The organism is Kitasatospora sp. NPDC048296 (assembly GCF_043201815.1).
Taxonomy (GTDB): Bacteria; Actinomycetota; Actinomycetes; order Streptomycetales; family Streptomycetaceae; genus Kitasatospora.
Window position 1 is genome coordinate 1 of record NZ_JBICZB010000101.1, and the last position, 24,115, is coordinate 24,115.

Below are 24,115 nucleotides of genomic sequence, written 5' to 3' on the forward strand. Positions count from 1 at the left end.
GATCTTGGCCGACACGGTTCTAGCAGGAGCTCCGTCCCATTTCAGGCGACTTGACGCAACCGCCCAAGGCTCTATCTACACGGCGTTGGGACTAGACCAACAGCTCTACGGGCGGCTACCCGCTGGGTGGCCGCCCGTAGAGCGTCGGTCAGGCAGAGGTTCCGGTACTGGCAACCGCCCTTGCGCCCCGCCCGCCTATCACGCCGTGGTGGTCGACCATCCGTAGCGGGAGAAGGAGGGACCTCCATCCCGGTACGTGGCAAGGGCCTGCGTAGCTGTCGGGAACGCGGGCTCAGGAAGGCGGTCCCCAGCGACCCACTGGGCAGCCAGGTGTTTGTCCGGCTCGGTGTTGGTCAGTTCGCCGGTCCACCGGTCGGTGGCGAAGACGAAGAGGACGAACTGCCCGGCCTGGTCAAAGCCCTGCTCGACGTGGATGACGTGGACGAGTACGAGATCGGCCGGGTCGACGAGCAGGCCGGTCTCCTCCTTGAGCTCGCGGGCGGCGGCCTCGTCCAGGGCTTCACCGGGCTCGACCTTGCCACCGGGGACGGTCCAGGCTGGCTGGGGGGACCAGTTGCGGGCGGCGTAGAGCACGGCGGCGATCATGTCGGTGTCCTGGTCGTGGACGATCACGCTGACCGCATTGCGGCTGTTCATCACGCTGGTAGTGGTCACGGTGCCCACTCCTTGTTGAAGTGCCGGAGGATTTCGGTGGTCCGGGCGGGTGGCTGAGACTGGCTCCGCAGCTAGGGCGGCATGGGTGCTCAGCGCCCGAGCGTGAGCCGGTCAGCGTCTGTGCGCGAGAAGACCAGGTCGGTCATGTGCTCCGGGGTCTCGGTGCATCGGGCAGGCGGCTGCGGTCGGCGCATGGCCTGGGGGTAGGTGGCCGGGTCGTAGTCATTGGTGAGCGTGTAGGCGTGGAAGCCGTGCTCGCGCAGGCTGTCGATGATCCCGGCGGCGCTCTCGCCCTGCTTGGCCAGGAGCTTGGGGGTGACTTCCACGACCAGCTCGACGTCCTCGCGCAGGTGCGGCAGCGCGGGCAGCAGCCCCCTGACCGCCGCCGCCTCGGCGCCCTCGACGTCGATCTTGATGACTCGCACGGTGTCGAGTTCGGCCTGGCCGAGGAGTTCGGCGAGCGGTGCGGCCGGCACGTGGAAGGTGGTGTGGACGTGGCGGGGCCGGATGGCGGTGGTGTGGCCGAGGTTGGCCGGGTCCTCCAGGTAGAGGGTCAGCGTGCCGGTGAGGTCGGAGGCGGCAGCGCGGACGGCGCGGATGTTGGCGCGGTGGTTGGTGGTGGCCGCGACAGTCAGGTCGTCGTGGAACTGCGGGGTGGGCTCGATGGCGATGACGCGGCCGGTCGGTCCGACTGCGTGGGAGGCCAGGAGGCTGAACGCGCCGCGGTGGGCTCCGACGTCGATGAAGGTGTCCCCGGGCCGCAGGCGGTCGCGCAGGAAGGCGCTCAGGTTCGGCTCCCACTCGCCGAAGAGGTACTGGTAGCGCTGGATGACGTCGCTGGTGGTGACGGTGACCAGGTCACCCGAGCGGAGCCGGGCGGTGGTGTGGAGGGGACGGATTCGCAAGTGGTCGTCGAGGAAACGGTCGATTAGCTCGGCCTTGCCGACTGTTCCGGGCGCGTGGCGGACGTAGGCCCGCAGCAGGCGGGCGAGGGCGGAGGCGGGCACGCGTGTAGTCCTTCGGGTGGCGGAGGGTGCGGAACACGGCTCACGGAGACGGCCGTGGTGGCAGACTTGCCGGTGAACGCTGGCGGTGGTGAGGGGAGTTGTCGGTGGCCGAGAGTGGCCCGGTGGTGTTCCTGCTGGTGGGGCTCACCGGTTCGGGGAAGACGACCTACGCCCAGCGGGAGCTGGAGCCGCAGGGTGCGGTGCGGCTGTCGGTGGACGAGGTCGTCCACGAGCGGCACGGTCGGTACGGCGTCGACTACCCGGAGAACACCTACTTCGAGAAGGAGGCCCCGGTCGTCGCCGAGCTGCACTCCCGGCTGGTCGAGTTGGTCTCCGAGGGCCGGGACGTGGTGTGGGACCACGGGTTGTGGCCGCGTAAGGACCGCGACGCGATGAAGGAACTGGTGGAGTCGGCCGGCGGTCGGTGGCGGCTGCTGTACTTCCCCGTCGATCGGGACGAGCTACTGCGCAGGCTGGCCGAGCGCAACCAGCGGGGGGACGCGAACGCGCTGATCGTGACCCCTGAGGCTCTGGACGACTTCTTCGCGCGGTTCGAGACGCCTCAGGACGAGGGCGAGGAGATCGTGGAGCCGGGCTGGCTCTGACGGAGCGGGCGCCAGGCGGCATGGACCTGGGCGGCTTCGGTAGCCCAGTCGTCGGGCAGGCGGTCGAGGGTGACGTGACGGAAGGCCAGGCGGGAGTCGGAGACGTCGATGCGGCCGTGGTGGCGGTCGATGTGCTGCAGCAGGCGGGTGGCCTCGGTCCGGACGGCGGGGGTGTGCTCGGTCCAGGCGCCGGAGGCGAAGCGGTCGACCCTGCGCCGTAGGTCGTCCAGGACGCCGGCGCGCCACTTGAAGTGGTGGACGCACGCGAGCGTGTGCGGATCGGGCCTGCGGCCGGGGGCGCGGTGGTTGCCGGAGGCCACGGCGACGTCCGAGAGCGCGAGGACGATCTTGCGGGGGTCACCCTGGAGGAGGCGGTGGGTGAGGTGGCCGCCGAGCGGGAAGGCGCGGTCGAGTCCGGTCTCGGGGCGCCAGAGGGCGAGTCGGCCGTCAGCGGCCACGCGGTCGAGCATCAAGCCGCCCACCACCGCCCAGCCGTTCTCTTCGGCTGCCTCGGTGATCTCGCCGAGTGGGGCCGGATAGGTCTGGAACTCGTCGGAGTCGGCGAGCAGGTGCCAGCCGGGGCCGGCCTGCTCCCGCAGCGCGTCGCGCAGTTCGGTGTTGGTGTGCTCGTGCCACGCTCCGGTGCTGACCTGGCCGGTGGGAAGGCCGAGGCTCTGGGCGGTGTCCAGCAGCTGGCGGCGCCAGGCGTCGGGGACGTGCTCGGCGAAGTGGAAGGCGAGGCGGAAGCGCTCGACGCCGAGCGCGCGGTAGTGGGCGGTCCAGGCGGTCAGCAGGGCCGGTTCGACCGGGCCGATCACGGCGACCAGGGCGGGGGCGGCGGTCGTCATCGGTACTCCTTGACCAGGTCGGTGTACGTCTCGGTGAGGTAGGCGGCCTGCTCGCAGGCCGGCAGCAGGCCCACCGCCGCCGGGGCCTGCGGCCCCGGCCGGGCGGGCGGCCCGTCCGCCAGCTGGTCCAGGGTCTTGGCGAGGGCGTCCGGGTCGCCGGCCGGGAAGAGCCGGGTCCAGGGCTGTCCGGCCAGCCGCTCGGTCAGGTCCGGGTCGTGGTCGGAGACGACCAGCGGCACCCCGAGCCGGGCGGCGTCCATGACCAGCCCCGATTCCTTGCCGGTCCCGGGACGCCGTGCCACCAGGGCAGCATCGGCGGCAGCGTAGACGAGCCGAAGGACGTCTTCGCCGACCGGGCCGGGCACGGTGTGGACCCGGACGCGGGGCAGGCGGTGCCAGCGCTCGAGTACCGCGTCGTCCAGCGGGGTGCCGCAGACCAGGACGTGCAGCGGCTCGGTGATGCGGGCCAGGGCGGCGTCGACGGTGGCGAGGTCCTTGTACGGCCACCAGCCGCCGACCAGGCACACGGCCGTCGCACCAGTGGGAATGGTGAAGGCAGAGCGGGCGCCGTCGCGTTCGGCCTCGGTCAGGCGCCGACCGTCGTCGACCGCGAACGCCCGCACCCGGGCGGGCAGGTGGGGGAAGCGCCGCTGGAGCTGGTCGCGGACAGCGGTGGTCGGGTAGAGCGCGACCACGCGCTTCTCGCCCCGCACGGCGAGTCGGCCCAACCAGCGGAGCGGCCGGTCCTCGGTGGTGACGAGCTCGTGGATGAACCGCAGGTGTCGGCCGCCGCCGAGCAGGGCGGCCACGCCGTGCAGGGCCTCGCTCGCGCTGAGGATCAACACCGCCCCAGGCTGCGGGGCGAGGCGGCGGGCAGTGCGAAGGCACGCGGCTTCGGTCAGGCAGCGGGCGATCAGGGTGACCTGGTGCGGCAGTCGGCGGAGCGGCAGCGGCCAGCGCCGTGAGCGGAAGGCCCGCCGGCCGGCGGTCGAGACGCCTTCCGCCGAGCGTGCTGCGGCCCGCAGGGCCTTCGCCGCCGGGCCCACCGGTCCGGCGGCGATGCAGGCGCCGCTCCGCAGCAGTGGACCGGGGCCGTCGGCGATCCCCTGCGGGGTGATGACCACAGCACCCGGGCGGGCGGCAGCGAGCGCGGTCAGGGTGCGCTGGTGGTGCCCGCCGCCGAGGTGGGCGTACGGCTCGATCAGGACCAGCGGCCCGGTCCTGGCGCTCATCCTGCGATCGCCTGCTCGCCGTGCAGCGCGGTGAAGTGCCGGTGCAGCCAGTTCGGGTCGTTGAGCGCCTCGAACCGCTTGGGGTCGCGGGCCGCCAGGTGAGCGAAGTCGCACCCGTCACGGGCACCGGCAGCCGCGTAGTGGGCGAAGTCGCCATCCTGGCTGGCTGTCCAGGCCATGATGCGTTCCTGGGCGGAGGCGTCGGCCATGCCGTACTCGCTGCCGCGTGCGAGCATCGCGCACTCGCGAAAGCCCGCCTTCCAGGCGTGGAACGGGCTCTGGTTGAAGAGCGTGGTGCCGGCGGTGTGCTCGCTGAACTCGACGCGTCCGGGCAGCGCGGCCAGCACATCGACCGCCTGGCCCATTTCCCGTAGCGCGCTGGTGCGGATGAGCTTGAGGCCGCCGTAGCCGTAGGTGAGGCCGTTGACCGGGTTGACGGCCCGCCAGACCCGCATGGACACCCCCTCGGACAGCGGCTGCACCGTGGCCGCGGGGAAGGCGGGGTCGATGGCGAAGTCTCCGTCGGCGAGGAAGAACTGGTCGGTGTCGACCAGTTCGGCGGTCAGCCGGTAGGCGCGGCGCATCCCGCGCACCCCGTGCAGGCGCTTGACGTTGCCGCCCAGCACCCGGGCCAGGCGGGTGTGCAGGGAGTCGGCCAACGGCTCGTCGTAGGAAAGCTGGACCGTGTCGAAGCCGCTCACTTGATCGCCTCCAGGTAGCGGGCGGCCACTGCGGCGGGCGCGAGGTCGATGGTGGAGGCGTACGCGCGCTTGGCGTGCAGCAGGTAGAACTCCGGGTCGGTGGCCAGCCGTCCGGCGATCCGGGCGGCCTGGTCGTCGGTGTCGAACAGCAGCTCGGGGTCGATGTGCTCGGCCAGCCAGCCACTGCGCGGGCCGATCACGGGCAGGCCCATCGCCTGGCAGTCGATGACCGACATGGACCAGGGGCAGCCGGGCCGGAACGGCGCGATGCCGAAGTGGGCACCGGCCAGCAGGTTGCGGTAGCGGACGCGGTCGCCGCGGTCGGAGGCGATGGCAACGCCGTCCACGGCCGCCAGCTCCTCCAAGTTCCGCTCGGGGCTGGGATCCAGGCGGATCCGCTCGGCACTGCGGGTGCCGAACAGGTCCATCACGGTCAGTCGCACCGGGGCCTCGGCGACGAGGTGGCGGGCGAGCTGGGTGAAGCGGGCGGTGCCGTAGTGGGCGTACAGGCGGTGGTTGTAGATGCCGGTGGCCCTCCCTTCCGGCGGGGTGACGTCGGCCGGGTCGCGCACCAGGCGCACGTCCCTGGGGGCGGGGACCACGTGCAGCTTCTCGCCGAGCTCCACGCTGGTGCAGGCGGCGGCCGCGCTGGTCCAGGAGGCGGCGGTGGAGGAGTGGACCAGGACGCGGTCGCAGGCCGCGAGGCCAGCGGCGAAGGCCAGCAGCACGCTGCGGCCCAAACCGCCGTCGTCCATCGCCGGGTCCAGCTCCAGCTTGCCGGTGTCGGTGAAGGAGAACGGCAGGTAGTGGCAGTAGCCGACGATCCGCGCATCCACCCCGGCCTCCAGCAGGGCGGCCCGGATCGCCGGTGCGGCCTCGATCTGGTTGGCGACGACCACCTCGGGCCGATGGCGGCGGAACAGCCGCACCATCGCGCCCATGCCCGGGTCGAACCGGGCCCGGTACTTGGTGGCCGGCGAGGCGGTCCGGGTGAAGTGCACGCGCTCGTCGCCGGCCGGGACCGGGGAGGCCATGGTCACCTCCACCCCGGCATCCGCCAGAGCCGGGGCGAGTAGGTCGGCGAAGGTGAAGCCGGAGTCGGCAGTCAGTCGGCTGGAGTTGGAGACGTTGAGCAGGTAGAGCAGGCGCATCGCGTGTGACCCTCCTTCTCGGAGCCCGGGGCTCGACCCGGGTCGGTAAAAGAAGGAAACTGGCGATCAGGACCGTGACAGAATGATGAATCGGGATCACTCACGGTTCATTCATCTCATCCGGCAGCCAGGGCGGGGGCTTTGATGGACGCGCGGGACGAGGTCTTGACGGTTGAGCAGGCCGCCGAGGCGTTCGCGGCGGAGGTCGCCCACTGGCGTGAGGTGCGGGGCCTGTCCAAGCGGAAGTTGGCCATCAAGATGGGCTTCGACCCGTCGTACGTGAGCCATGTGGAGTCCGGTCGGCACAAGCCCACCGAGGACTTCGCCCGCCGGGCCGAGGAGACCCTGAACGCGGGCAAGGCCCTGTGGAAGCGCTGGCTGGACTACGAGGCGGCCAGGAACCGGACGGCGCCGGGCGCCGCCCCGCCGCCGCCCCGCCGAGCAGAGCAGCCGTACGCGACCGGATCGGCGATCATCGTCGAGCACGACGCCGCCCGCCTGGACTTCGACGGCTCCAGCTACCGGCTGACGATGCGCCGGCTGTTGCGGAACACCGGCAGCGAGCCGATCACCCGCTACCTGATCCGCATCAGCGTGGACCGCTACCCCGGCGAGCCGGAGCGTTCCAATGCGCACTACCGCGAGCACCCGCTGACCTGGGACGAGCTCGCGCTGACCGCGACCTGCCGCGGGGAGGCGATGCGCTGGCAGGCCAAGCACGACCGCGACGCGTTCAAGGAGGTCTGGCTGCTCTTCGAGAACGAGCAGGGCCGCTTCCCGCTGTACCCAGGCGAGTCGGTATGGATCGAGTACGCCTACTCGGTCGGTGAGGAGAAGTGGGGCCGCTGGTTCCAGCGCGCGGTCCGCCTCCCCACCGAGCACCTGGAAGTCGAACTCGCCTTCCCAGTCGACCTCGACCCAGCGGTGTGGGGTACCGAGACATCGATGACCGCTGAGGCGGTGCCGCTGCGGACCGCCCCGATCCGGCGTGAGGAGGGCGGTCTGCGGGTCTTCTCCTGGAGCACGTCCACGCCCGCCCTCCATGCCCGATACCGTCTGGAATGGCGTTTCCGGGCCCGACCCGAACGCGACACGACCCAAGGGGAGTTCAGGTGATCCAGGTGCGGCCCAGCGAGCAGATGCGTGACCTCGGCGTCGTCCAGGAGGGCGCGCCCGTCCTCGCCGAGCCCGCCCGACCGTTCGACCTGCCCACCGAGCGCGAGGCCGCCGAGCAGGTCGTCGAGAAGCTGTTCACCGCGATGGAGCGCATCGGCCAGGTCCACCCCTTCGCCAAAGGCATGGGCATTGCGGCACCGCAGATCGGGATCGGCCGGGCCGCCGCCATCGTCCAGCCGGCGGAGCCCGGAGCACCAGCGATCGTCCTGCTCAACCCGACCATCACCGACCGCTCCAATGAGACGGATGAGCAGTACGAAGGCTGCCTCTCCTTCTTCGACGTCCGAGGCGTAGTCCCCCGACCACTGCGGATCACGGTGGAAACCACCACGCTCGACGGCCAGCGGACAGCCACCACTTACGAACGGGGACTCGCCCGCCTGCTCCACCACGAGGTCGACCACCTCGAGGGCTTGCTCTATACCGCACGTATGCGACCCGGGATTGGGCCCATCCCGGTAGAGCAATACCGGCAGACCGGCCAAACCTGGGCCTACAAGCAGTAGACCGCAGTGACTTGCGCCATGGGCTGTCCGTAATGGCCGTATCTCTCGGCTGCGGCGCTGAGCTGGACCTCGCGCCTGGACCGTGCCGCCCGTAAGAGGTGTCAGCGCAGCACTTCGGACAGTTCTGCCTCCCACGGCTCGATCTGGCCTGATTGAGACTTCCATCGCGGTGATCATCTACATACTGTGAGTAACGATCTTACCGTTGGTCCGGCCCTGTGGGATCGCATGTCGGATCAGGTGTGATGGGGACTGGGAGGGGACGCATCATGGATCCGATGGCCTTTCCGGCGCTTGCCGGAACGGTGTTGACCGAAGCGGTCAAGTTCTTGTTCGACCGCGCGGGTGCCGTACTCGACCGGCGGGCCGGCCGTGTCGCGATCGACGAGCCGGAGCGCGTGGCTGGGCAGGCAGAACTCCTTCGGGTGCGGGCCGCAGAACTTACAGACGCCCGCGTCGAGCGCATCAATCAGGCTCAGGGTGCCCTCCGGGTATACCTGTCGCGCCCGGGCCTGCTGCAGGGTAACGACGAGGCGCTTCGTGATCTCCTGGGTCAGCTACGTCGGGATCTTGAAGAGGTATATGGCTGCGGACTCCCGTTTGGAGATGAGCAGCGCCCTCGGCCGGGTGCCGAAGTCTCTCAGCACGTCGACGAGATTTCAGGTCAGCAGGTGGGCATCCGCGCGCAGGGGATGACAGCTAAGGGCCGAGTCCGGGTTGTGCAGACCGCCAAGACCATCACAGAGACGGGCGAACAAGTCGGGCTGCACTTCGACGGACCAATTGGCTGAGGCTAACGACACCCATGAGCTTCGAGAACGATAACGCCCGACCAGGCTCACAAGAGTCCGATCCGTACGGACGACTCGATGGACAGCCGTCTACGCCGTTCGCAGCCGGGGCTTCGTCCACTCCCTCGACAAGCGACCCGACAGGGGACGCTGCGGAGCCTCGCCGGGATTCCGCGGCGGGCTCGCCGGCCCCTGCAGATCGCTCCCTGCCTGCGGGTGGTGAACCAGCAGCGCAGGCCACCGACGAGTCCCCGCATCCAACTGGCACCATTCGGGAGGCCCGAGAGGACGGGACAGCTTCAACCTCAAGGGCGACGCCGCACGAGGTTCAGCCCACGGACATCGCAGCGCCCCGTGGCGGCTTCGTAGACGAGATGGGGACGTACCTTTCCCCGCCCTCTCCAAACGTGGAGGCAGAGGTCTTCGAGGGTTCAGCGCTACGAGCGTCAGCCGACGGCCCCACCATCCACGGCGAGGAACGCGCTACAGCGGCGGTGGATTCGTGGCCAGGCTACCCACACTCAGCAGGCGACGCTCGATCACAAGGCACGCTGCCGCGCACCGACTCAGTGGTCCATGGCGCTTCTCTCGGCGACTCACCCAGAGTCGATATCCAGGCTTCGCGTGACGCTCTCGTTGACTCTGCCATGCCGCCAGAAGGCCCGTCGGGTGCCGGGTCCCAGCGACAGACGCCAGACCCAGCCACGGTAGAAGCCTTTCGCCAAGCCGCACTCTTTCAGCGCGCTCTAATCAACAATGGCGAGATGATCGCCGTGAAGAACGTCTTCGAGCAAACGCTCGATACCCATGCGCCGATTTCCGCCGGGTACCTTGACGTTGTCCGCGAGGTATATGCGGAGCTGTACACGACGCAGGGCGGCAACTACTTCACGGAGACTGAGCGCAGTACCTTCAATGGCGCGTACTCACTTCTAGAGCCGGTGGGCTCCATTCTGATCCTCAGCCGACCGTCTGGCACGAGTCGCAACATCACTGCCTACGCCCTTATGGCCCGCCTCGTGGAGGACGGGCTCATCAAGGAAGTCTGGCCGCTCTCGTTCGGAAGCGCTTCGATCTTTCCCGCCAAGCGCCTGCCTCGCGAACACCACCGTGGATACGTGCTCGAACTCCCAGCAGATGAAGACGACTTCGAGATCCACGACTCATTTGGCGCAAACCTGAAGGACGTCCAGGAGCACCTCAGTGCGCGCCATAGTCGTCTCATTGTGATCACTACTCCCGACCAATGGCGCCGCATCGGCCGCGGAGCTCCGGAGGGCGTAGCACCTGACCTTGGTGCGGCGCGGCCCGCCGACGTCGCGGAACGATGGCTGCGTGCCGAGGAGCCCGATTTTCCGGTGGCTTCCTGGCTCAGGAATCTGACGATGAAAGCCCTGCTGGAAGGTCAAAGTCCGACCGAGGTTCTGCGAATTGTGGAACTCATGCGCGAGGCTCGAAGGACTGCCTTGCGGGCCATCGATGAGGGTTCCGTGGGCCTCGATGCATTGCAGCGACGTCGCGCCGAAGCCGCAGCCGACACCGATGGGGCGATCGCCGAGCAAGTAGCCGAGGTCGCGGCCGCTCGCGATAACTGGGAGGACGACCTCCATAGATGGCACGAGCAGGCGGGCCGAACCAGTTTCCAACGCAACTTTCTGGTGACCGCTGCTGTGCTACGCGGAGCACCTATCAGCCACATCTATGCCAAGGCCGCCGATCTCAGCGAGCTACTTGAAGGGGACGACGTCGAGGTCACAGGGCAGAAGGCGCCCGGTGTGATCGCTATGACCCGGGCAATCCACGCGGACCGCACGAAGGAAGGCGTACTCACCTTCCGGCGCCCACACTGGGACGACGCCGCTCTGGAGTACTTCTGGACCGACCGCCCGCTCGCCCGCGTGCCGTTCCTGGAGTGGCTAGCACAGGCACCCCTAACCGAACCGAAACTGACCATGGAGAGCGTCGGCCTTGACTATCGGCGGGCGCTAGCTGAGAGAGTCGGAGATTTCGCTGTTCGCTGGGCGGTTCGCCACCGCCGCCAGGAACCGCTGGAGGAGATCGTCAAAGCGTGGCACAAGTACCCCAAGAAGGGACTGTGGCCCCTGGCCACCGATCTCTTGGATGACGCAGCCGTTAATCCTGTTAGCGCTCCGTACATTCACACGATGCTGCGGGGGTGGGCGAGCCGCAAAACAGGCGTTGCTCTGCCATTGGCCGTCGTATCTGTCTGCGCTGGAAAATTTGGCCGCACTCACACCGGAAAGGCACTGCGGTGCCTGCGGTATGCCGCAGAGAATCCCGAAGTGGCAGGTGCGTTGCAAGACGCTGTGCGTACTCTCTGGGCAGATGTGTCGGTGCGGCCCCTGCTGTTCAAGGACATCGTTGACTGGTGCGGAAACGACAAGATTAAGGACACCGTCGGTCGCCAGACCTTCGCTGCTCTTGCGACAACCGCAGGACCGGACAGTCTCGACATCCCACTGATCCTCGACAATCCTGACTATGGAGATGGAGAGGAATTCCGTCCATCGACAGATGGCCTGGTCCAGGGCTGGCGGACCCTGTTGAGGGAGGGACCAGGGCCAGCCGGGACAAGGCAAGTAGACATGGCGGTGTTCCTTTGGTTGGACGCGGCCCTGCGGCACCGTCCCCTGAAAGACCTCATTCTTCATTCCCTGCGGAAGGCTGTTGACCTACGCGGGACAGAGGAGGGGCGAGTCTTACGTGAGACGTTACGCGCTTGCGCGTACGGCTGGGTTCAAGGAGAAGATCGCCCATTCTCTGAGGAACGAGAGGCAGTGCGGCAGGAGCTGGGCGCCCTCCTCGACGAGGATCTGTACTCCGCGGTGCAGGAGCAGGAGCAGGAGCAGGAGCAGGAGGACTCTAGCGAGGACGGCGCCAGCTTCGAGGGGACCGGCGCCGCGTGAGGCGATACATTCCCTGGCTGCGGCCAAAGGCGCCGGCCGAGCAACTTCTGCTCCCGCCCCCCACGTGGACTTACACGTTCACCGACCGACCGGTCAGTAGTGATCCAACGCTGCGGTTCACCACGCAGGTATATGTGACGTGGCGGGCAGAGCAAACGGGTACCCCCGGCAAACCGCACGACGCAGCGCGTCTCGTCCGGGACATCGTGGACAAGGCCGCAGCATCATGCGACATATTACGATGCGACGCTGCCGAGCAGGACATCAACGCGGCCTTGCGAACGCTGCTGCCGCTAACGGGGTACGGCGTCGAGGTACTGGACGGCCATGTCCGCCTGACGATCGATGGCTCCACTCAGAAGGCTGCTCTCCTGGCGGAGCGAATGCGCCAGGGGTACGCCCTCGAAGAGGCTCGTCGGCGCCAGGAGCAGAAGCGGGAAGAGGACCGGAGGCGTGAGGAGCACGCTCAAGAGGAGGACCAGCTTCGCCGCGAGTACGAGCTGGACACGTTAGCCCGCAGGCAAGCACGAGCGCGCGCGGACTTCTTACGCGCGGAGATCCTCGCCGACCCCGCTTCGGCCCGCCTTTACACCTTGCTGGAGCGCTATACGGAGCACTGGCCCCGGCTGGGAGGGCCTCCTGCTGGCACAAGTCTTCCGGACTTGGTGCGCGAAGTTCAGCAGTGGCAACCGCAAACACGTTGGGTGGTCGTCGCCCAATTGCTCCACGACTTCGTGGCTGGCCTCACCGAGGAGGGCCGCAAGGAATTCCTGACAATCCTGGCAAAGGCCGTCAAGGTACACGGTGATGAGAAAGCAGCCCAAGCACTCATCAAGGCCGCCTCGGAGCAAGAGTGAAATTGACGCTGTGGCGATGTCTCCTAGACCCAGTCACATGCCTCTTGGCTCTGCGCCTCCAAGCTCAAACCCCTGATCGAATGTCGTACGACGCCGCCTGGCGACTGGCCCGCGTCACCCGCTACCCCGACGAATTGGTCTACCGACTGCACGGTCACGGTCGAGAGGCCACGCCTTCGGACGGTCCGGAAAATCGGTAGCCGGAGGGGAGGAGCCAACAGCAGACAAGATTTGCTACCGTGAGTAGTCGCTCGGGATGTGGCTCATGGAGCTGAAGCCCCGCATGCCGACCGCCGCCGTTGCTGTTGGCATCGCTGGCCCGCACCTGCGACACGATCGCCCGCTGGTCTCAGTTCTGGTCTCATTCATCGCGGTTCAGGCCCGTTCGGCCGCTGCCCCAACGACCGAATGTCCGCAGGTCAGAACGGGTATGGACGGCCCCGGACAGTGCTGAGCAGAATTGGAAAGCGTGTTGGGGGCAACCCCTCACGAGTTCGAATCTCGTATCCTCCGCCTTCACGAAGGCCTGGACCGCTCAGCGGCCCAGGCCTTCGTCGTGCTGGCCGCCTACCCGCGATCCGAACCCGGCAGGTGCCGTCCGGGTCGTTTCGGGTTCGCATGGAGGACTTCGCGGGCCTGCTCCGCAGTGCGAAGGATGCTCTCGCTGATGAAGTCGCTGAAGTGGGCGATGCTTCCCGGGCGTGCAGCGGCCGGGGCGTTGCGACCGGAGATGAAGGCGATGACGCTCTGCCAAGCGGATTCGGCGACCTGGAGCCTGGTGGACTGCTCGTCCAGTCCGGGGAGGCTGTCCGATGCGACCCCCAGGCCCTCGCCCTGCATGACTCGTCCACGATGTGGCTGTGGCGGCCACACCGTATAGATCACGTGCATGATCCCGGGCACTCGCTGATGGCCATAGGCAGCACCGTGGCTGGAACTGCGGTGTCCGCCTCCAACGACATGGCCAAGGGCCCCGTCGCCCGCTTCCGCACGATGGCGATCCACCGCCCTTCGGCGCTCGTCGGGCACGCCGCCGGCAGCGCGCCGTGGTCGGTCGCGAGCGCGGTCTCGCGGGCAGCGTCGCCGTGGCCATCGGCTTCCAGTCCACGCACACAACCACCCTGGAGTTTCGGTCCTCTTCGCCATGGGACTCACCTGAATCGCTGTCGGCACAGGCCTGTTCGGCCCGAACGCCGAGGCCGCCAGCAACAACGCGAAGTAACCGCCACGCCTGCTGACAGTCTCCTTGACCCGATCTCCGCATCCTGCTGTGCACACAACATGGTTCACCCGATCGGGTTAGATCCGTGCGAAGAGGAGCAACGGAGCAGAAGCCGCCCTCATGATTCCCCCAGGCCGGATCTGCCTGCGCGATTGGACCATCATGCCCGATGCTTTCACGGTGATTACTGAACAAATTCTTCGCAAGTGCGGCGAGGAGCCCATATGTGCACACGTGGGCGATATTAAAATTTGCACAGTGAAGAAACATCCGACTTATCAGGCGCTACGCAGACAAGTTCGCCTAGGGCGATCGAAATCAACAGCAAGCCTGCGCCTATGGGAGTCGGTGGTAACTCTGGCGAGGGAGGGGGACCAGCGGGAGCGAGAGAAATGGCTCATGATCGCATTGGATCTGCTAATTCCATACTTTGAGGGATGGTCGAGAGAACTAGCGCGAAACTGGCACTACGAGGTTTCCGATATCAGATCTGCGATGATAGCTGGACTCCTGGAAACATGGTCGTCCGCGGAAGCCAGAACGCCTCCCAAAAAATTGCAAGAACTGATGATGAATCATGCCTTCGCCAGCGCCCGCAGCCTGGTGAACTCCAGCTCCTCGGAAGCAAACACAGGCAGCATGGTGGATTTCATTCCGGAAGATTCCTCAGGGGGAAATTCCACGCTGCGCGCATCGTCGATTATCGATGCGGGCCATTTACGGGACCCAGAAACCAGTGAGAGAATCCGCGGCGAGCGCATAGGGTCCCTGCTTCAGCGAATGGGAGCCATGGACTACGCAAATCGCCTCCACGGCAAACTCCGGGATGGCTTACGGGACGGGACGCCTGCCCCTATCATCGGCCCCACACAAGTCGGGCGGTCCTGGGTTGACGGGAGGAATCTCTACTATCGAGTCTCCGACCTCTTGCCGCAGCATATAAGCTTCACGAAGGCAGCCGGCGCACTCGGGCTCTCGGGAGCGCAGGCGTCGAGGAAATCCAGGGAGGGATCACTCTCTTTCCGGATACTCTGGGTCGGCAATGCCAGGGTGGTTTCAGTCAAATCACTCATGCATACACTAGGAATCCAGGACTCCATTGTGCATCCAGATGACGTAGAGAATGGGGCTTCCCATATCCACGGCAAATAGGATCCCAACGGATGCTTCATGGAAATCAGGGCTGGCACCCCGTGGCGGCAACTCTCGAGAGTGCTGCACTGATCGCACTCCCGGAGTCAGCCGGTCTCAGTCTTGGTCTCGTTCATGCCCGTCCAACCTAGTCCATGTCCTGCGCACAGACCGACTCTGCCTCAGGTCAGGACGGGCGTGAACAGCGGCGGACGGGGTTCGGGAGAATTGGAAAGCGTGTTGGGGGCAACCCCTCGCGAGTTCGAATCTCGCATCCTCCGCCTCTGCCCGCCAGGGCAAACGAAGGCCCGGACCACTCGATAGTCCGGGCCTTCGTCGTTCCGTGGTTGCAGTTTGCCGAGATCAAATCTGACCGGATCCGCATCACCCGCCCTCATCTCCGGGGTCGCCCAGTTCCGGGCGAGTGCGGTACGGATGCGGGAAGCTTCCACAGTACGGCCGAGCCTGTCCGGGAGGTCCGCCATCGTGGCCACTGGTACGCCGTGGACACGGGGTGAGTGAATGACACCTCGGGCACGACGAGCACTGCATCTCCGCAGGGCTCAGCGCAATCCGTCCGAGCCCCCACAGCAGAACTACGGCAACGTCTACAGATTGCGATAGATGTCGCGGCGGTTGCCGACGGTCATGACCCAAACGATCAGTTGACCGTCCTCGACGGTGTACACAACGCGATAGTCCCCGACCCTGAGACGCCACCTCGAGCTGTGCCCTTGGAGGGCTTTGATGTCGAAGGCGGTGGTGTCACCCTCGTCCAGGGCCTTCTGCAGTTCGGTAAGGCGGTAGAGGATCCGCAGAGCGTCGGGCCTGGGAATCTTGAGCATGTCCCGCTGGGCGTGCGACGTGAACCGTGTGACGTAGCCCATGGATCAGGCGTGGTGGGCGCGGAGCATGGCGGCCATCTCCTCGAGCGATACCGATCCCTCGTGGCCTTCGGCCTCCGCCTCGTCGGCCAACCGATTGAGCCATGCCTCTTCGGCCTGTTCCGCCAGCTGGCGCAGATGCTGGTACTCGCGGATGTCGATCACGACGGCTTCCTGCTTGCCGCGCCGCGTGATGATCGTCGGGGTCTCGTCCCGACGCGCGCGATCGAGGACGTCCGCAAGGTGACTGCGAACCTCGGCCATGGATTCGATCACCGGCTCACTCATGCAACAAATGTAGCAGATGTACATCCAGGCGGGCTTCCGGCTGCAGCACTCACGGGCGGAGCACGGATGGCGCCAAGCCCGGGTGGTTGCAGTTCTGGTTGCATTCACCGTCGTCCGCCAGCGTCCACAAGCCGGCAAGTGCTCTGCTCCACCACAGCTCAGGACGCCTGCGACCTCTGCCGGACGGCCGGACGAACATTTGGAAAGCGTGTTGGGGGCAACCCCCCTCACGAGTTCGAATCTCGTATCCTCCGCCTTCGCCCGCCAGGGCAAACGATGGCCCGGACCGCTCAGCGGTCCGGGCCTTCGTCGTGTGGTGGCCGGTTGGCCGGGGGGTCAGCCGCTGCGGAGGGCCTTGAGGGGGTCGGTGCGGGCGGCACGGAGGGCTGGGTAGAGGCCGGCCAGGAGGCCGACGACGGTGCCGATCAGGGGGGCGGGGAGGGTCGCCAGGGGTTGGAGGACGGCTGTCCAGGAGCGGGCAGCGGCGACCGCGAGGACGACGAGGACGCCCAGGCTGGTGCCGATCAGGCCGCCGAGGGTGCCGAGGGCGGTGGACTCGGTGAGGAACTGGGCCGCGATGTGGTGGGTGCGTGCGCCGAGGGAGCGGCGCAGGCCGATCTCCTGGGTGCGTTCCAGGACGGCGACCAGGGTTGTGTTGGCGATCCCGACCGCGCCGACCACCAGGCAGATCGCGGCGAGCGCCAGGAACAAGCCGGTGAGATCCGAGGTGATGTGGTCCTGCAGGCTGTGCGGGTCCGGCGGCGGGGTCACCGTGAGCCGGGATGCCGCGTCGGGGCGCAGCGCCACCGCCAGTTGCCGGGCGACCACCGGAGCCGCCCCGACCCTGGTCGCGGCGACCAGGTGGGCGCCCAGGTCCTCGCCCTTGCCGGGGTTGCCGAAGCGGTCCAGCGCCGTGGTACCGGGGATGATCACCCCGAGCAGGGTGTCGGGGAGCCGCTGGACGTCCGAGTAGACGCCGATCACGGTGTACGGCAGGCCGTCGATGAAGATCGCCGGCTGGGCGTCGAGACGGTTGACGCCCAGCCGGCTCGCCGCCGTCCGGCTGATCAGCACCACGGGCAGCCGGGCCTGCTGGGCGTACGGGTCCAGGGTGACCCCGGCGGCGAGGGTCGGCTGCATCGCCGCGACGGCGCCGGGCGTGGCCGCGAAGAGGGAGAGCCCCTGTCCGGTGGAGCCGTCGGCGGTGGGCGAGGTGGAGATCCGGTGCTCACCGCCCGGGACGCGCCACCAGACGCCGGCCGCGGTGACGCCGTTGATCTGCCGGGCCCGGGCGTCCGCGTCCTCGGGGAAGCTCATCGGCGGGTTGGTACCGGGGGGCGCGCCGTCGTCCGTCGGGTTGTCGGCGACGGTCACCGTGGTCGCCTTGGTGAGATCGAACTGCCGGCCGATCTGTCCCGAGGCGGTCGCGGTCAGGCCGAGGACGGCGACGAAGGCGCCGATGCCGAGCACCGTGCCGAGCATGGTCAGCACCGAGCGGCCGGGCCGCTGCAGCACCCCGGCCAGGGCCTCCTCGACCAGGTCGCGCAGGCTCAGCCGGGAGGGGGGATCGCCGATCGCGCTGCGGCCGGCGGACTTACCGGCCATCAGGCGTTCACCGGCTCACTGAGGCGGCCGTCGCCGATCCGTACGGTCCGCTGGGCCCTGGCGGCCACGGCCGGGTCGTGGGTGATCACGACCAGGGTGTAGCCCTGGTCGTGCAGCCGCTGGAAGTGGTCCATCACGGTCTTGGCGTTGGCCGAGTCCAGGTTGCCGGTCGGTTCGTCGCAGAGCAGCAGGCTGGGCCGGTTCACCAGTGCCCGGGCGATCGCCACCCGTTGCCGCTCGCCGCCGGAGAGGACGGTTGGCAGGGAGTCGATCCGGTGGGCGAGGCCGACCTGGCGCAGGGCGGCCCTGGCAGCCGCCCGGCGCCCAGCGCGCGGGGTGCGGTTGTAGACCTGGGCGAGCAGCACGTTCTCCTCGGCCGTTCGGTTCGGCAGCAGGTGGAAGGACTGGAAGACGAAGCCGATCCGCCGCCCGCGCAGGGTGGAGCGGTCGCGGTCGGAGAGGCGCCCGGTGTCGATGCCGTCCAGGGCGTAGCTGCCGGTGGTCGGGGTGTCGAGCAGGCCGAGCAGGTGCAGCAGGGTGGACTTCCCGGATCCGGACGGGCCGGTGATCGCCACGTACTCGTTCCGGCCGATCGTCAGGTCGCAGGGGTGCAGTGCGACGACGGGTGGGGTGCCGGGAAAGCTCCGGCCGACCCCGGTGAGTTGGATGACCGCCGTCACTGACCGACCACCACCTGGTCGCCCTCCGCGAGTCGGGCGCCGCCGGTGGGTGTCACGCCGACGTAGCCGTTGGCGTTGACCCCGGTCGTCACGGGGACGGTGGTACGTTGCCCCGCCTGGTCGACCCTGGTGACGGCGGTCTGCCCGGCGGAGTCGGTGAACACGGCCGCGACCGGGACGCTCAGCACCGGGTCCGGCGCGCTGCTCTTCAGCACGGTGATCCGTACGTTCTGGCCGCTGAAGGCGGCGGGCAACGGGTCGGTCGGGGTGATCTGCAGGGGCACGTAGGCGGCGACCGGCTGGCCACCGGGCGCGTTCGGCGCGCCCGCGCCGGTTCCCGCGGCCCCGCCTGCCCCGGCACCGGTCCCAGCCCCCGTCGTGGAACCCCCTCCGGCCCCGCCGCCTATCGCGATCACCCGGCCGGCCGGTGGAGTCGTGCTCTGCGCGCCGAGTTCGGCCACGGTGCCCTTGACCGTCGTCCCGCTCGCCTCGGAGAAGACCTCGACCGCCATCCCCGGCTTGATCCCGGCCGCCTGAGCCGAGGTGAGCTGCCCCGTGACGGCGAGGCCGCCGCTGGTGAGCGAGAGCAGCGGGCCGGAGAGCGGCGCGCCGACCGATGAGTTGACGGCCGTGACGGTGGCCGGCAGCGAGGGCAGGAAGACCACCTCACCGGCCGGGATCATCGGGCCGTTGACAGCCTCCGCCTTGGCGAGGTCGTCCTCGTCGGCGGACAGCTTCTTCCGGGCGTTGACGAGCTGCTGGTCCAGGCCGAGCCCGGCGGGGGCGCCCTGGGCCTGCCCTCCGGAGGTCGCACCTCCGGACGTCGCACCTCCCGAGCTCACACCCCCCGAGCTCACACCCCCCGAGTTCGCACCCCCCGAGCTCGCACCGCCCGAGCTCGCACTGCCCGTTGCGGTGCCCGCCGGCGTCGGTGCGCCGGTCGGCGTCGACACCGCGGCCGCCCGCTGCGCCTTGAGATCGGTGATGGCCTGCCGGTCGGCCTCGACGATCTTCCGCGCGGTGTCGACGGCCTGCTGGGTGGTCGTACCGGTGGTCGGCGCGGGGTAGCCGAGGTGGCGGTAGTAGCCGGTGACGGCCTCGGCGGTGCCGGGACCGTACGTCCCCTGCGCGTCGCCGCCGCGCCCGTAGCCGAGTCGCTCCAGTGCGGCCTGGAGCTCCGCGACGTCCGGCCCGCTGGAGCCCGGCTTGAGATCCCGGTACGCGGGCACCGGGCCCTCCAACACGAACAGCGGCTGGCCGGAGACCTCGGCGAGCTGCCTGCCGTTGGCGACCTGGTCGCCGGACTTGACCGGGAGCGCCGAGACGTAGAGCTGGGTGATGTCCGCCGAAGCCGCCGTCGGCGTGACGTTGTACTGCGTCGGCGGGTACACCTGGCCCCGAACGACCGTGGTCTGGGTGAGCGGTTGTTTGGTCACCCGAGCGGTCATCAGCGTGCTGGGCGGCGGCGCAGTATCCGCGGCCCGCTCGGCGGGCGACTTGATCAGCGAGGCGGCGCCCAGCCCCCCGCCGGCCACCACTGCGGCGACCACCGCGACCACCAGGAGCGCCCGGCGGCGGCGCGCCATCCGCGGCCGCCCCGGTTCGACCGGCTCCTCCTGGCCGCCGGACAGCTCGTCCGGTTCCTCGCCCCGGCCGTCGGACCTCTCGACCGGTTCCTCCCCCTGGCCGCCGGACGGCTCGTCCGTCTGCACCGACATGGCGTCGGCCCCTCTCCGCTTCCCGCGCCTACGGTCCGGGACCCGCCCGTTCAGCACGTCCCGCCCGTTTTGCTGTCCGTCACCATCCACTGACCATCTTTCAATGCCAAGGTGTAGCTTGCCAGTTGATTGGGACGATCGATCAGCTGCCCGGTCCGTTGTGCGCCGGTGGCAAGGTCGTACTGGACCCAGTTCCGCACGTCGACGCAGTCCACCAGGGTCGCGACGCCGTCCTCGACGGAGATGCCGCGCACCGCGTGCCCGACGGTGCCCCTGGCCGCCGCGCCCTGGCCGTGCAGGTGCTCCACGTTCTGCCGAACGACGTTCAGCTGGTTGCTCGCCGCGGCGCCGGCCAGCGCCGGGGCGTCGGCGTCGCCGGAGGCGTTGGCCTGCAACAGCGCGTCCCAGTAGACGAGATAGCGCTGCCGGACCTGGTCCTGCTGCGGGGTCCAGGACGTGTCGGCACGGGAGTGGTCGGGGCTGCCGACCAGGAAGCCGACCCCGCACACCCCGGCGACCAGCAGGCCGAGCGGCAGCAGCACCCGCTTGCGTGAGAGCGCCATCAGCCCGCCCCGAGTACCTTCTTGGCCGTGGCGACCCGCTGGTTCGCCCGGTCCTTGACCGCCTGCAGGGCCGGCTCGTTCTGCTGGATGAGCTCGGCCTGGTACCCCGCCTCGACCGCGTACCAGGTGCCCAGCAGCTGGGCCTGGGTCTTGCACGCCATGTCGGCCGCCGCGGTGTCCTTCTCCTGCTGCGAGGCCGGGTCCGCCCAGGCGGCCGAACTGGCCTGTGTCGGCGTGGAGTAGTGGTATCCCTGCCCGGTCATGCAGCCCGCCCACTTGGTGATCGCGGCCTTGACCCGGCTGTCCCCGGTGGCGTGCTCGTACGCCTTGGACCTCAGCCCGCCGACGACGTCGTCCTTGGCGGGGGCGGCGGGCGTCGCACCGGGCTGCTGGTCGAACGCGGCCATGCAGCCCCGGTCGGGCGCCTGATCAGCGGCTCCGGGCGTGCCCCCGGAGCCCTCCAGGGCCTTGCGGTACTCGGGGCTGTCGTTGCGCTGCTGCTGGACGGCGCCCTGCCCGGCGGGCGGGGGCGGGCGGTGGTAGCCGGTCTGCCGGGCCGCCGCGGCCGAGAGGATGCCGAGGAAGTCGGGGTCGAGCGGGGACGGCGGGGGCGCGGCCGGGAACACGGCAGGCGCGTAGTCGAAGCCCTTCGACTTCATGCACGTCCGGGTGGCCGCCTCCCGGGCCTGGAAGATCAGCGCCGAGTCCGCGCTGCTGACGGCGTATCCGTCGAGGGGCAGCGGAACCGCCGCCCCATCGGAGGGCTCGGTCAGCACGGCGGGAAGGGCGGGTTCGGCCAGCGCGGCGTCATGGCTGCCACCCCCGCCGGAACCCCCACAGCCGGTGGCCAGCCCCGCCAGGACGACAACCGCGCCGAATCGTCGCAGCCCGCGGGCTCGCACCACGAATTCCACCCCCCTGGTCGGACGGTGATCGAATTCAGTGATCATTCACCGTCGAAGGCTCTCGTACCGATTCAATCAGGGACGGGCGGCCGGGACCGCCGTATCCGCGATATTTCAGGAGAACTTCCGGTGCGTCGAACGACGCATCGGACGGCATATCGGACGCCGCGTCGGACGACCCATCCGGCGGCACGCCGAATGCGCGGTGCGCACGAAGCGGTCGATTCCGCTCCGTGCGCACCGCGTCGGTTCAGCACTTGTAGATGCTGCCGCCCCACGTCATGTAGTTGTCCGCGCTGTAGTAGCGGCCGTAGTACGACCAGTCCGCAAGGTAGTGGTCGTGGTCCGCCCAGCCGGCGTCGCCATTGATGCTCTGGCCGAAGACGTAGCAGTAGATGTACGCATGCTGGTCGCTGTAGCCGCGGCCGTGGAGGCCGCAGCTCGTCCACGCACAGTCGCGCAGAGCCACACCGCCGTCGCGGGTGTCGTAGCCGCCCCACTGCCCGGCCTCGGCCACCCCGCTGCCGGCCCCGAGTGCGCCCAGGCTCAGCAGACCCGCGGCGACGGTGGTCGCGATCTTGCGCATTTACCCTCCCTGGATCCTTGACCTGCGATCAGCCGAACGGCCGTTCGCGGCAGCAATTCTGCAGAAACGATCGGAGCGAGAACAGGAATTTAGACACGAAATTCCACGGAAGATAGCCGGAAGAATTCCCGGAGGCCCAACGGACCGGAGCGCCGCACTCCGACCACTGCGGCATGTGATGTGCATCACACCATCTTTGCCGCCCCGTTACTGTTTAGACTGCACTGCTCGAACTGCACCGCCCGAGCCAAACCTGCCTCGCCACCGACCACGGGGGGATTCGTGTCAGAGCAGGTCGAAAGCTTCGGCGCGCTGTTGCGCCGTACCCGCGTCCTCCACGGCCTCAGCCAGGAGGAACTCGGGAAACGATCCGGAATCACGGCCCGTGCGATCAGCAACCTGGAACGGGGCTGCAGTCGGCCCCGCGGCAACACCCTGCGAGAGCTGATCAAGGGCCTCGGCCTCGACGGGGACCACGCCTCCGGCTTCCTGCACGCGGCGACCACGCCCGCCCGGTGCGATCCCGGGCACCAGGACGGCTTCCTCCTCCCCGACGAGGAGAAAGGGCTGCTGACCGACTCCGAGGTCGTGTCGACCCTCCGCCGGCTCAGCCTGGCCGATCCCGCCCGGTGGGAGCCGCGGATCACCGCGACCCTGCTGGCCGCGTGCTCGGGACAGCCCAGCGCCGTACGGCTGCTCGGCGCCGTCCTGGCCGTCCAGCCCGAACTGCCGCTCGCCGCCCTGGCCGACCGGCTCTCCCGCGACGACCGCCGCCGCACCCTGCTCCACCGCTGAGGGCATCCCCGCACGACGTCACGACAGCGCAGGACCGCGAGGGCGGCATCGAGCCGGCCGAGCTGGTGGGGGCCCATGAGCGCACTGATCCGCGACGCGAGCCACTTCGCGGGCTTCCGGCGCCCCGACCAGTTCCTCGGCCTGATGCCCACCACGGTCCGCCCGGCGATCACCGCCCAGCCAGTACCGTACCGACCTCGACGGCGACCCGTATCTCGTGGACGGCGTTCCGGTCGCCGGCGAGCGGCTGGCGCCGCCCGGCCCGGCACGACCCGGGAGTGGGCGTGGATGCTCGCGCCGAACGGGATGTCTCCTCGCACGTCAAGAAGGTCTCGGCTACCCGGTGGCCCGTTCCGGCATCCTCGACGCGGCCGGATCCAGCCGGCGCCCGACGGCAGTCACGGAGGCCACGGCCTCGACCGCCTGACGGTCCGACGGTCCGACAGTCCGACGGCACGGATAATCACTGACGTGAAACTCGATGATCTTGCGATCCCCGACACCGCCGCGTGCGCCACCGCCCGAGAAGTGGCCTCCGCCTACTGCTCCCCCGCACTGCTGAACCACTCCGCGCGGGCCTACCTGTGGGCGGCGGCCTACGGCACGTCCCAGGGCATCTCGTTCGACGCGGAGTTGTTGTACGTGGCCGCGATGTTCCATGACATCGGCCTGGTGCGTGAGTTCGACAGCCACACCGTGGCATTCGACGAAGCCGGCGGACACGTGGCGTGGGTGTTCGCGGCCGGTGCCGGATGGCCGGCGGCGCGCCGCACGCGGCTGGCCGAGGTGATCGTCCGGCACATGTGGGATCAGGTCGACGTGGCCGACGACCCCGAGGGCCACCTGCTCGAACGCTCCACCAGCCTGGACATCTCGGGCCGGAACGTGGACGACTTCACCGCCGCATTCCGGGGCGAAGTGCTGGCACGCCACCCCCGTCTAGGCCTCGGCGACGAGTTCGTGTCGTGCTTCCGTGAGCAGGCGCAGCGCAAGCCGGACAGCTCGGCGGCGGCGTCGATGCGCAACGGCATCGCCGCCAGGATCGCCGCGAACCCGTTGGACGTCTGAGGGCTGCACCGGCCCAGCTCACGGCCGGTGCCCGGACGGCGGCCCCGACCGGGTTTCCGGTCGGGGTCTTCTTCGTTCCGCGGCCCCTGCCGGCCTAGATCCAACGCCGTGTAGATAGAGCCTGCGGGTTCCGGTCACGGGTCTGGTGTCGTCAGGATGTCGATGCTGATGGTGGCCTTGTAGCTGGTCCGGTC

At 68.8% G+C, this 24,115-nt stretch carries 23 protein-coding genes and 1 pseudogene; 9 read left to right on the plus strand and 15 right to left on the minus strand.

Going from position 1 to position 24,115, the window contains the following annotated elements; all coding sequences use genetic code 11:
- Positions 1–198: 198 nt before the first annotated feature.
- Both ACGF12_RS35040 and ACGF12_RS35045 read right to left on the minus strand, forming a co-directional pair.
- Positions 199–675, minus strand: coding sequence for an NUDIX domain-containing protein (locus tag ACGF12_RS35040; protein WP_393039460.1), 477 nt, complete (start codon positions 673–675; stop codon positions 199–201).
- Between the two features lie 89 nt (positions 676–764).
- Positions 765–1,682, minus strand: a complete 918-nt coding sequence (locus tag ACGF12_RS35045) for an FkbM family methyltransferase (RefSeq protein ID WP_393039463.1) — start codon at positions 1,680–1,682, stop codon at positions 765–767.
- Between the two features lie 104 nt (positions 1,683–1,786).
- Between ACGF12_RS35045 and ACGF12_RS35050 the strand changes: the two genes are divergently transcribed.
- A complete protein-coding gene (locus ACGF12_RS35050; protein ID WP_393039466.1) occupies positions 1,787–2,287 on the plus strand; it encodes an AAA family ATPase in 501 nt (166 codons plus the stop codon).
- Here the strand turns inward: ACGF12_RS35050 and ACGF12_RS35055 are convergent.
- From ACGF12_RS35055 to ACGF12_RS35070, 4 genes are read right to left on the minus strand one after another with little or no spacing between them, the layout of a single operon-like run.
- Positions 2,245–3,135: a hypothetical protein gene (locus ACGF12_RS35055; RefSeq protein ID WP_393039469.1), complete on the minus strand. Its 891-nt coding sequence runs from the start codon at positions 3,133–3,135 to the stop codon at positions 2,245–2,247. The two genes, ACGF12_RS35050 and ACGF12_RS35055, sit on opposite strands and share 43 nt — an antisense overlap.
- A complete protein-coding gene (locus tag ACGF12_RS35060; RefSeq protein WP_393039472.1) occupies positions 3,132–4,367 on the minus strand; it encodes a glycosyltransferase in 1,236 nt (411 codons plus the stop codon). The genes ACGF12_RS35055 and ACGF12_RS35060 overlap by 4 nt, the downstream gene beginning before the upstream one ends.
- On the minus strand, positions 4,364–5,068 hold the full coding sequence (locus ACGF12_RS35065) for a hypothetical protein (RefSeq protein ID WP_393039475.1): 705 nt from the start codon (positions 5,066–5,068) through the stop codon (positions 4,364–4,366). Before ACGF12_RS35065 ends, ACGF12_RS35060 begins: the two co-directional genes overlap by 4 nt.
- Positions 5,065–6,219 carry a glycosyltransferase gene (locus ACGF12_RS35070; protein WP_393039478.1) on the minus strand — a complete coding sequence of 385 codons (1,155 nt, stop codon included), beginning with the start codon at positions 6,217–6,219 and terminating at the stop codon, positions 5,065–5,067. Before ACGF12_RS35070 ends, ACGF12_RS35065 begins: the two co-directional genes overlap by 4 nt.
- A gap of 165 nt (positions 6,220–6,384) precedes the next feature.
- Between ACGF12_RS35070 and ACGF12_RS35075 the strand changes: the two genes are divergently transcribed.
- The 5 genes from ACGF12_RS35075 to ACGF12_RS35095 all read left to right on the plus strand — a co-directional run bounded on the left by ACGF12_RS35075 (position 6,385) and on the right by ACGF12_RS35095 (position 12,476).
- Positions 6,385–7,335, plus strand: coding sequence for a multiprotein-bridging factor 1 family protein (locus ACGF12_RS35075; protein ID WP_393039481.1), 951 nt, complete (start codon positions 6,385–6,387; stop codon positions 7,333–7,335).
- Positions 7,332–7,901, plus strand: a complete 570-nt coding sequence (locus ACGF12_RS35080) for a peptide deformylase (protein WP_393039484.1) — start codon at positions 7,332–7,334, stop codon at positions 7,899–7,901. The genes ACGF12_RS35075 and ACGF12_RS35080 overlap by 4 nt, the downstream gene beginning before the upstream one ends.
- Positions 7,902–8,170: 269 nt before the next feature.
- A complete protein-coding gene (locus tag ACGF12_RS35085) occupies positions 8,171–8,692 on the plus strand; it encodes a hypothetical protein (RefSeq protein WP_393039487.1) in 522 nt (173 codons plus the stop codon).
- A 764-nt stretch (positions 8,693–9,456) separates the two neighbouring features.
- Positions 9,457–11,619, plus strand: coding sequence for a hypothetical protein (locus ACGF12_RS35090; protein WP_393039490.1), 2,163 nt, complete (start codon positions 9,457–9,459; stop codon positions 11,617–11,619).
- A 206-nt stretch (positions 11,620–11,825) separates the two neighbouring features.
- Entirely contained in the window at positions 11,826–12,476 is a 651-nt protein-coding gene (locus ACGF12_RS35095) for a hypothetical protein (protein WP_393039493.1), read from the plus strand.
- 567 nt (positions 12,477–13,043) lie between these two features.
- Here ACGF12_RS35095 and ACGF12_RS35100 read toward each other — a convergent pair.
- Positions 13,044–13,316, minus strand: a complete 273-nt coding sequence (locus tag ACGF12_RS35100; RefSeq protein WP_393039496.1) for a hypothetical protein — start codon at positions 13,314–13,316, stop codon at positions 13,044–13,046.
- Between the two features lie 54 nt (positions 13,317–13,370).
- Between ACGF12_RS35100 and ACGF12_RS35105 the strand changes: the two are divergent.
- Positions 13,371–13,632: pseudogene (locus ACGF12_RS35105) on the plus strand (ABC transporter permease); the annotation flags it as partial.
- Positions 13,633–15,437: 1,805 nt separating this feature from the next.
- Here ACGF12_RS35105 and ACGF12_RS35110 read toward each other — a convergent pair.
- The 8 genes from ACGF12_RS35110 to ACGF12_RS35145 form a co-directional block, all read right to left on the minus strand.
- Positions 15,438–15,716 carry a type II toxin-antitoxin system RelE/ParE family toxin gene (locus ACGF12_RS35110; RefSeq protein ID WP_393039499.1) on the minus strand — a complete coding sequence of 93 codons (279 nt, stop codon included), beginning with the start codon at positions 15,714–15,716 and terminating at the stop codon, positions 15,438–15,440.
- Between the two features lie 3 nt (positions 15,717–15,719).
- A complete protein-coding gene (locus tag ACGF12_RS35115) occupies positions 15,720–16,001 on the minus strand; it encodes a type II toxin-antitoxin system Phd/YefM family antitoxin (protein ID WP_393039502.1) in 282 nt (93 codons plus the stop codon).
- A gap of 336 nt (positions 16,002–16,337) precedes the next feature.
- Positions 16,338–17,606, minus strand: coding sequence for an ABC transporter permease (locus ACGF12_RS35120; protein ID WP_393039505.1), 1,269 nt, complete (start codon positions 17,604–17,606; stop codon positions 16,338–16,340).
- Positions 17,606–18,286: an ABC transporter ATP-binding protein gene (locus ACGF12_RS35125; RefSeq protein WP_393039507.1), complete on the minus strand. Its 681-nt coding sequence runs from the start codon at positions 18,284–18,286 to the stop codon at positions 17,606–17,608. Before ACGF12_RS35125 ends, ACGF12_RS35120 begins: the two co-directional genes overlap by 1 nt.
- On the minus strand, positions 18,283–20,004 hold the full coding sequence (locus ACGF12_RS35130) for a peptidoglycan-binding protein (RefSeq protein WP_393039510.1): 1,722 nt from the start codon (positions 20,002–20,004) through the stop codon (positions 18,283–18,285). The genes ACGF12_RS35125 and ACGF12_RS35130 overlap by 4 nt, the downstream gene beginning before the upstream one ends.
- Before the next feature lie 50 nt (positions 20,005–20,054).
- The gene (locus ACGF12_RS35135; protein WP_393039513.1) at positions 20,055–20,567 is read right to left on the minus strand and encodes a hypothetical protein; all 513 of its coding nucleotides are present in this window, start codon (positions 20,565–20,567) and stop codon (positions 20,055–20,057) included.
- Entirely contained in the window at positions 20,567–21,472 is a 906-nt protein-coding gene (locus ACGF12_RS35140; RefSeq protein ID WP_393039516.1) for a hypothetical protein, read from the minus strand. The genes ACGF12_RS35135 and ACGF12_RS35140 overlap by 1 nt, the downstream gene beginning before the upstream one ends.
- Before the next feature lie 250 nt (positions 21,473–21,722).
- A complete protein-coding gene (locus ACGF12_RS35145; protein ID WP_393039519.1) occupies positions 21,723–22,058 on the minus strand; it encodes a hypothetical protein in 336 nt (111 codons plus the stop codon).
- 282 nt (positions 22,059–22,340) lie between these two features.
- On the opposite strand from ACGF12_RS35145, the gene ACGF12_RS35150 reads away from it, so the two are divergent.
- A complete protein-coding gene (locus tag ACGF12_RS35150) occupies positions 22,341–22,853 on the plus strand; it encodes a helix-turn-helix domain-containing protein (protein WP_393039522.1) in 513 nt (170 codons plus the stop codon).
- A gap of 471 nt (positions 22,854–23,324) precedes the next feature.
- The gene (locus tag ACGF12_RS35155; RefSeq protein ID WP_393039526.1) at positions 23,325–23,921 is read left to right on the plus strand and encodes an HD domain-containing protein; all 597 of its coding nucleotides are present in this window, start codon (positions 23,325–23,327) and stop codon (positions 23,919–23,921) included.
- Positions 23,922–24,115: the final 194 nt, after the last annotated feature.

What these genes read in the sequence shown, in the direction of transcription:
- ACGF12_RS35130 (WP_393039510.1), bottom strand. Translation starts at nt 20,004, where the DNA reads ATGTCGGTGCAGACGGACGAGCCGTCCGGCGGCCAGGGGGAGGAACCG.
- ACGF12_RS35115 (WP_393039502.1), bottom strand. Translation starts at nt 16,001, where the DNA reads ATGAGTGAGCCGGTGATCGAATCCATGGCCGAGGTTCGCAGTCACCTT.
- ACGF12_RS35120 (WP_393039505.1), bottom strand. Translation starts at nt 17,606, where the DNA reads ATGGCCGGTAAGTCCGCCGGCCGCAGCGCGATCGGCGATCCCCCCTCC.
- ACGF12_RS35090 (WP_393039490.1), top strand. Translation starts at nt 9,457, where the DNA reads ATGATCGCCGTGAAGAACGTCTTCGAGCAAACGCTCGATACCCATGCG.
- ACGF12_RS35100 (WP_393039496.1), bottom strand. Translation starts at nt 13,316, where the DNA reads ATGCAGGGCGAGGGCCTGGGGGTCGCATCGGACAGCCTCCCCGGACTG.
- ACGF12_RS35055 (WP_393039469.1), bottom strand. Translation starts at nt 3,135, where the DNA reads ATGACGACCGCCGCCCCCGCCCTGGTCGCCGTGATCGGCCCGGTCGAA.
- ACGF12_RS35145 (WP_393039519.1), bottom strand. Translation starts at nt 22,058, where the DNA reads ATGCGCAAGATCGCGACCACCGTCGCCGCGGGTCTGCTGAGCCTGGGC.
- ACGF12_RS35060 (WP_393039472.1), bottom strand. Translation starts at nt 4,367, where the DNA reads ATGAGCGCCAGGACCGGGCCGCTGGTCCTGATCGAGCCGTACGCCCAC.
- ACGF12_RS35070 (WP_393039478.1), bottom strand. Translation starts at nt 6,219, where the DNA reads ATGCGCCTGCTCTACCTGCTCAACGTCTCCAACTCCAGCCGACTGACT.
- ACGF12_RS35110 (WP_393039499.1), bottom strand. Translation starts at nt 15,716, where the DNA reads ATGGGCTACGTCACACGGTTCACGTCGCACGCCCAGCGGGACATGCTC.
- ACGF12_RS35135 (WP_393039513.1), bottom strand. Translation starts at nt 20,567, where the DNA reads ATGGCGCTCTCACGCAAGCGGGTGCTGCTGCCGCTCGGCCTGCTGGTC.
- ACGF12_RS35085 (WP_393039487.1), top strand. Translation starts at nt 8,171, where the DNA reads ATGGATCCGATGGCCTTTCCGGCGCTTGCCGGAACGGTGTTGACCGAA.